Raw genomic sequence first — 6,796 nt, 5'->3', positions numbered from 1 at the left:
GGAGCGGGCCGGCTTGATCCGCCGTCAGCCCGGAGTGGCGCGAAGCATCGAGGTGTTGGTCGCCCCTGAAGGCCTGCCCCTCCTGCGCCACCCCCAACCCGTCAAATCCTCTGCGCCGAGGATCTAGAAGCACTGCATGACACCGTCAATTTAGCGAGGTGAAGGCAGAGTGCCTCCTCGTGGTCGCCAGATCAGAAGTTCACCACAACGCCTGTCACTTCGGCCCAAGCAGTAAAGGCCTGCGAGCGGGCCTCGCGAGGTTCTGCGGCATTGCGGGCGGCGAAAAGGCAGAAGAAATTGGCCACTTGATCGTGGACTGAGGGGAAGTGTTGGACCTGCCCGGCTGACGTGAATCGCTTCATGGTGCACGCGCGTCGTCGGGTCGGTTGATGGCTGTTCTCCGCACGATTGTCTCAGTCCTTGTGCGGCCGATGCTCGACGCCCGGCGTAGTCTCTCGCTTGGCCGCGCCGTAGCTCGCGAGTCTGCCGGGGATCATCACCCGGGGCGTGATGCCTTGCTTCTTGCGCAGCAGACGCTTGGCGTCTAGAGCATCGGACCAAACGACGGATCCGCGACGCACTACCCCTCTCCAATAGGCAGAGGTCGGAACCGGGCGGGTCCGACAAAGCGTCCGATGCTCTAGCGATCGGATTCCGTGAACGCCGCTCCACCTTGGATGGCTCCGACGATGGCCAAGGTCTACGTCGGAGCCATCCGCGAGAGAAGCTCGGTGAGAAGGTCGATGAAGGTCTTGTCCCGGCGAAGTCGGAACATCGTGCTCCACACGTTGAACAAGGCGGACACGAGAGCCACGCGACCATGACTGTCGATGCCGTCGATCAGGTTCTCGACATCCGCCGAGGCAAGCGCCGCATCGTGATCGATGTTGAGGGACGCTTCAGAGCCGTGGGCTTCGAGGTGCAGATCGGGACTTGCTCGCTCGTCCGCTGGGCGTTGAAAGATCCAGAAGAGGCGGGATCCGCCGTCGGGCAGGGAGAGGCGCAGCGATGCGGAAGGCCAGATGTCGTCGCCGCCGCTCTTGAGGCTCGAGGACGAGCCCCGCTCGACGTGCGGCACGTCCCAGGTGAGCAGAACCACGTCGCGCCCGAGAGAGGCTGCCTTGGGGGAGGCAAGATCGTTGGCTGGTGAGGTGAGCACGGCAAGCTCCGCCATCGCTTTTTGTCTCCATCTGTCCCTGTGGGACGCCGCAGAAACGTCCGCGACATCCGCTCTTTGCCGCAGAGGCGGATCAGTGAACCGAGAAGTAGTCGCTCGGGTTGTTGTTGATGTCGTCGGCGCTCACGTTCACGAGGGTGACCGTGTCGCCGTTTCCGAGGTCCACGATCGTATTGTGGCCCACCTGATGGACGCGGCTGGCAAGGTCCTCGGCCGAAGCGATATCGGTCCCGTTGATCCCCTTGGAGATCTGCAGGATGTCCTGGCCGGCCTTGAAGTCGAGGATGACGTCGTTGCCGCCGCCGCCGCTGAACACGAACGTGTCGCGACCGGCGCCGCCTTGGAGGATGTCGTCGCCAGCGCCGCCATTCAGGAAGTCGTCGCCGGATCCGCCGCGCAGGATGTCGTCGCCAGCACCACCCTGAAGGATGTCGTCGCCCGAACCGCCTTCGAGAACGTCGGCCCCGTCGCCACCGTTCAGGATGTCGTTGCCGTTGCCGCCGCGAAGATAGTCGTCTCCGGCGCCGCCGAGCAGGATGTCATCGCCGTTGCCGCCGAACAGAACGTCGTCATCCGCGCCGCCGGAGAGAGCGTCGCTGTCGTTGCCGCCGAAGATCAGGTCGTCGCCACCGTTTCCGAAGATCACATCCGGACCGTGGGTGCCGTGCAGGACGTCGCTTGAGGCTCCACCACCAATAGTCGCCATATCTCTCATCCTTGTTGTCAGCACCGGGCAAGCCGCGACGCACCCGGTTGCATGTTCGAGCCAAAATGAAGCGCTATTTGCGCAAGGAGATTTCCGGGAGGTGATTGTGTCGAGAGTGTCCCGGTGTAAACTAAGTAAAACAATAAGAACTACTTGTAAACCCGAAAGTAGTATTTTCCTTGAGCATCAATTTACTAGTATATATAAGTCAATATTGTATTTAATTTGTTCAAATATATTTTGTGAATGGATTCTATTTGTTTCGAAATTCGAACTATCGTTCGCGCGTCGCATCGCGCGGCGGCGATGCGACGTAGCGGCCCGGCATGAGGGGCCTGAAGGGCTTCGGGTCATTCCTCCCGGAATGCGCGATCGAAGCTTTCAGTAATCGGAGGCAGCAGGTAGTCGACAGCGCGCCTAGGCTTGTTGACGATCAGGACTTCGGTGGGCATTCCGGGATAGAGAGTGATTTTGGAATTCGCCTTGAGGCTTTCCGACGCGATCTCGGCGCGTGCGACGAAGTAGGCGTAATTGTTCCGGTCGTCCATCTGCTGGTCGGCGGAGAGATAGGTCAGCTTTCCCGCGAGTGGCGGCGTGCTGCGGCTGTTGTAGGCGGTCAGCCGGATCTGGACCGGTGCGCCGACGCGGACCGAATCGACATCGCGTGGGCCAATCTTGGCCTCGACGATCAGCGGTTCGTTCTCCGGCACGATATCGAGAATGGGCTGCCCGGCGCCGATGACGCTGCCCAGGGTACGGGAGCGGATATTGGTCACGGTGCCCCGGTCAGGCGAGACGATCTCGACGCGTCGCAGAATGTCCTTGGCGTCGATCCGCCCGACCGTGTCGGCGAGTTCGAGTTGCGCGGTTTGAATATCCGATGCGACCTGCTGCTGGAAATCGTTGCCGAGGAAAAGGATTTCCAGCTCCGCCGCCTTGGCCTGCTCCGCCTTCGCCTTGCGGGACTTCAGTTCGCCGGCGTTGCCCTGCAGCTGGCTTTCGCGCGTCTGCATTTCCATGAGGCGCGGACGCGGTGCATAGCCTTTCTCGACGAGGCTCGCGATGGCCTTGAGTTCCGCCACCTGCTGGGCGATGGTCTTGCGCTTGGAATCGACCACCACGGTGGCCGTCGCGATCGCGGCGCTGTCCAGATGCGCCGAGAAGGCCCATGTGGTGAGGCCGCCGAGACCGAGGAAGATCGTCGCCAGACCGGCGATCACCGGTCCGCGATAGGATGGCTCGCCGGGATCGCGCGGCGGGAGGCGGTCCTTCGCCGGTTCGACATTCACGGCCATGTACGTCGCGGGCACGGACGGCTTCCGCTCCATGAGGTCCGAACGCTTGCTCATGCGCTTCCTTTCATGGCGGCCATCGGCTTCTCGCCGGGGGTGATCGCGCTCACGACGGAGGTTCGCGGGCCGAACTGGCTGATCTTGCCCTCCTGGAGGACCATGAGCTTGTCGGCCGCCTCCATGATGGAGCAGACCCGGAGTATGTGTCTCGGATTGACACGACCCGGCTTCATCCCTCTCAGGTGTCGCCCTCTGACGCGAAATAGGCCTTCTCGGACGTGAGCAACTCGCAGAGTGAAGGATAGAACTCCGTGATGAAGCGATCGGCTGCTCCGACAGCTTCATCCAACATGATGGTCCCGTAAACTCCCGCCGCAGCCAGTGCATCAACCTCCTCAAAGCCGTCCTCGTCGGATACCCCTTCGTTCTGCAATCGCCAGTAAGCGACCCTCAGTTGCATTGCCGCGGCTAATGACGTTCACGAAAGTGGTGTAATATAGGGCGGTGTCGATCCTCGTGAGGAGGTGCGCGATGGGTGACAACGTTTGGCGCCCAGCGCATCTAACGCCGGAACAGATGGAGGAGCGCCGTCTGGCGGCCGCGACGCTGCTGCGGCAGGGACGGCTCTCCCAGGCCGAGATCGCCCGACACCTTGGCGTGAGCCCGGCCAGCGTCTCGCGCTGGGCTGGCACGCTGGCTCAGCAGGGCCGGCGCGGCCTAGGAGCCCAACCCATCACAGGACGCCCACCGCGGCTCGATGAGAAAGCCTGGGCCCGACTGAGCCGGCTCCTGGATCGGGGCGCGGTGGCGGCAGGCTTTGCCACCGAGCGCTGGACCCTCAAGCGCATTGCCGTCCTGATCGAGCGCGAGTTCGGAGTGCACTATCACCCACGCTATCTGGAGCGGCCGCTCAAGGCCCATGGTTTCACCGTGCAGCGTCCGGCCACACGGGCTAAGGAGCGCGACGAACTCGTGATCGCCGTCTGGCCCAAGCGGGACTGGGTGGCGCTCAAAAAAAGTCGCACCGCGAGCATCGCACGCTTCTGCTCGTGGATGAGACCGGCCACAGTTTTCGCGCCCGGCCGGGCACGACCTGGGCGCGGCGCGGGATCACCCCGGTCCTCCAGCGGGTGAGCAAGCGGCGGGAGGTGTCGAGTATCGTGGCGATCACGCCCGACGGGCGGCTCTATGCCCGTCATGTCCGCACCTGCGTCTCGAGCCAGACCGTGATATCGGCCCTGCGCTACTTCCGCGGCAAAATCGGCACGCCCCTGCTGGTGGTCTGGGATCGGCTCAACGCCCATCGGTCACAGGCGACCACCGCCTTCATCGCAGCCCACCCGCAGGATTATGCGGCAGCCTATCTGCCGGCCTATGCGCCGGAGCTCAACCCAGAGGAGCAGTGTAATGCCTGTGTCAAGCGTGCCATGGAGAACGCACTGCCCGGATCAGTCGCTGATCTCCATCGCATGGTCCGCCGCGAATTCAGCCGTCTTCAGCGCCGACCCGAGATGATCGTCAGCTTCTTTCGCCACGCAGGGCTCTCCCTTGCAGGACTTCTGTGAAGATCAATAGGTCCTCCGTTCGTCCCCTTGAACAGCCTCATTGGCCGTCGTTCGGCAGGGGGAGTTTCAGGCCGCGAAACGTAAACCGTCCTATCCTGCCGACCGTGCCCTGACATGCCGTGGCGCGGGATGTGCGGTTCCATCGCTGGTGACTAGGGTTCAAGCAATCCAGCCTTGACCTTATCGCGCGGGCCTTGCGGGGCGTTGGGTCTGGCATGTTCGCCCAGCCCTCGTTTTACTACCATGCTCTTGTCCCGTAAGGCTTTCGCCATCCGGTCAGGTGGTTGACCCAGAAGCACTTCTCCCGGCTCCTCTCATCTTGGATGAGGATTCGACTCGCCGTTTTGCACGGCGCACACTCTCGCGTCATACGGCTCCCGATGTTCGGCCATTGGCGCCGCCGGCGCAACCGTTTGAATTTGTTGCAGGCCCAGCGGATCAGGAAGGCATCGATGCGATGCAAAGTCCACGTCAGTGCCGACTTGTAGAAGTGACTGTACCTGTTGCCTCACCGAAGAATGTTACCGGGCGCTGTGATGGAACGAACGATCTCTCCTTCGGGTGGCTGAAGGGTTGGCGTGCGCCCGCTTGATCCAGTCTCCGTCGAGGATGATCCGCCCCATCACGTCAGCCCGCCAAGTCTTCACAACCTTTTGTACCATCCTCAGGCTCCTCGTCCGGAAGTGCGACGGATCAACATCCATGAGCCGCTGGAGCACCGTTGCCGCCGGGATCGCGGGCTCGGCCTCAAGCCACGCTTTGATCCGAGACTCATACGGCTCAAACATGCTCGGCCGCTTCGGATATGGCTTGGTGCGCCGATACGGCCGTCGGTGCGTCGGTCGCGTCTCGCCGGCCCGCCAGGCCGTCTTCAAGCTCGCCGCGAAGCGCTGAAGATCAATGGCGACTGGTTCCTCAGGCGTGCTGTTCAGGCCACGACGATCAACCCGCTTCCCGAGCTCTTCCTGGGCCACACGAATCCCGGTGAACAGCATCACCGGATCCGATGCTTCTATCAGATCCCGTAGCCGCTCTTTGTCTGCCTCGCTCACACCGGGATGAGCCAGCACGCGGGCGGCAGGCGATACCGGCGCATGATAGCGCTTGATCACACGAGCTCCGATCCGCGTCTTCTCCTGTAGCTTGAACGATGGCTGGAACAGATTGCCGTGCAGACGCACCACTGCGTACAGGCGGGCTGGACTTGCTCCGAAAAGCTGGAGAGCCGCTGATGAAGCAGGAGGATCTCCATGCCCCACACACGCTTTACGAGAGAGTTTCGGGATGAGGCGGTGCGGCTCGCCCTGACCAGCGGCCGCAGCCGGCGCGCGATTGCCGCGGATCTCGGGGTCGGCCTGTTGTGAACCGCACCGGGATTCCCGGAGGCTCCAACTCCTGACCGGATGGAGCCATGACGAAGCGAACACCCCCGTGCCAACGAGATCCTGCGCAAGGCCAGCGCGTATTTTGCCCAGGCGGAGCGCGACCGCCGCTTCAAGCCATGAAGGCCTTCATCGACGAGCATCGGGAGGACTACGGGGTCGAGCCGATCTGCCGTGTGCTGCCGATCGCCCCGTCGACCTACCATGAGCACGCCGCCCGCAAGGCCCATCCCGACCGCAGACCGGCCCGGGAACGCCGGGACGCCGACCTCAGCCAGGAGATCGGCCGGGTCTTTGCGGCCAACTTCGGCGTCTATGGGGTGCGCAAGGTCTGGCGCCAGCTGCAGCGCGAGGGGTTCGATGTTGCGCGCTGCACGGTCGCCCGGCTGATGTGGCAGATGGGCCTCGAAGGCGTGGTGCGCGGCAAGAGCATCCGGACGACCGTCAGCGACGCTGCAGCCCCTTGCCCGCGCGACCGGGTCAACCGGCAGTTCACGGCGCCGCGGCCGAACGCCCTGTGGGTGAGCGGCTTCACCTATGTGGCGACCTAAGGCTTGTGGGGATTCATCGTGAGTTGATGACGGCGGCGGCGAGGTAGATCATAGCCTCGAAGCTTTGGTCGGTTTTGCATGCGCGCATGGCGATCCGCTTGAACTCTTTGAGTTTGCAGAAGA

Annotated in this window: 7 protein-coding genes, 3 pseudogenes and 1 other annotated feature; of the genes and pseudogenes, 4 read left to right on the top strand and 6 right to left on the bottom strand. The window is 62.9% G+C overall.

Annotated features, from left to right (window positions below; all coding sequences use genetic code 11):
* Positions 1 to 191: 191 nt before the first annotated feature.
* The 5 genes and pseudogenes from OCW50_RS33680 to OCW50_RS32615 form a co-directional block, all read right to left on the bottom strand.
* A pseudogene (locus tag OCW50_RS33680) lies at positions 192 to 593 on the bottom strand (transposase family protein); the annotation flags it as partial.
* A 107-nt stretch (positions 594 to 700) separates the two neighbouring features.
* Positions 701 to 1,174, bottom strand: coding sequence for a hypothetical protein (locus tag OCW50_RS32630; RefSeq protein ID WP_210805155.1), 474 nt, complete (start codon positions 1,172 to 1,174; stop codon positions 701 to 703).
* A 76-nt stretch (positions 1,175 to 1,250) separates the two neighbouring features.
* Positions 1,251 to 1,883 carry a calcium-binding protein gene (locus tag OCW50_RS32625; RefSeq protein ID WP_114948665.1) on the bottom strand — a complete coding sequence of 211 codons (633 nt, stop codon included), beginning with the start codon at positions 1,881 to 1,883 and terminating at the stop codon, positions 1,251 to 1,253.
* Between the two features lie 350 nt (positions 1,884 to 2,233).
* Positions 2,234 to 3,232: a beta-barrel domain-containing protein gene (locus OCW50_RS32620; protein WP_210805153.1), complete on the bottom strand. Its 999-nt coding sequence runs from the start codon at positions 3,230 to 3,232 to the stop codon at positions 2,234 to 2,236.
* On the bottom strand, positions 3,229 to 3,408 hold the full coding sequence (locus tag OCW50_RS32615; RefSeq protein ID WP_210805161.1) for a hypothetical protein: 180 nt from the start codon (positions 3,406 to 3,408) through the stop codon (positions 3,229 to 3,231). Before OCW50_RS32615 ends, OCW50_RS32620 begins: the two co-directional genes overlap by 4 nt.
* A gap of 298 nt (positions 3,409 to 3,706) precedes the next feature.
* On the opposite strand from OCW50_RS32615, the gene OCW50_RS32610 reads away from it, so the two are divergent.
* Positions 3,707 to 4,309 carry a winged helix-turn-helix domain-containing protein gene (locus OCW50_RS32610; RefSeq protein WP_262300366.1) on the top strand — a complete coding sequence of 201 codons (603 nt, stop codon included), beginning with the start codon at positions 3,707 to 3,709 and terminating at the stop codon, positions 4,307 to 4,309.
* Positions 4,225 to 4,740, top strand: coding sequence for a transposase (locus OCW50_RS32605; RefSeq protein ID WP_262300365.1), 516 nt, complete (start codon positions 4,225 to 4,227; stop codon positions 4,738 to 4,740). Before OCW50_RS32610 ends, OCW50_RS32605 begins: the two co-directional genes overlap by 85 nt.
* Positions 4,741 to 5,261: 521 nt before the next feature.
* Here the strand turns inward: OCW50_RS32605 and OCW50_RS32600 are convergent.
* Positions 5,262 to 5,852: a hypothetical protein gene (locus OCW50_RS32600; RefSeq protein ID WP_262266529.1), complete on the bottom strand. Its 591-nt coding sequence runs from the start codon at positions 5,850 to 5,852 to the stop codon at positions 5,262 to 5,264.
* Between the two features lie 138 nt (positions 5,853 to 5,990).
* Between OCW50_RS32600 and OCW50_RS33710 the strand changes: the two are divergent.
* Both OCW50_RS33710 and OCW50_RS32590 read left to right on the top strand, forming a co-directional pair.
* A pseudogene (locus OCW50_RS33710) lies at positions 5,991 to 6,098 on the top strand (transposase); the annotation flags it as partial.
* A gap of 72 nt (positions 6,099 to 6,170) precedes the next feature.
* Positions 6,171 to 6,670, top strand: a pseudogene (locus tag OCW50_RS32590) (IS3 family transposase); the annotation flags it as partial.
* Positions 6,200 to 6,316 (top strand) — a sequence feature (AL1L pseudoknot). (Overlaps the previous pseudogene by 117 nt.)
* Positions 6,671 to 6,796 lie beyond the last annotated feature (126 nt).

Origin of the sequence: Microvirga sesbaniae (genome assembly GCF_025460805.1) — a bacterium.
GTDB lineage: Bacteria > Pseudomonadota > Alphaproteobacteria > Rhizobiales > Beijerinckiaceae > Microvirga > Microvirga sesbaniae.
The sequence above is the reverse complement of the archived record's forward strand: the minus strand, read 5'-3'. Positions and strand labels throughout refer to the sequence as shown.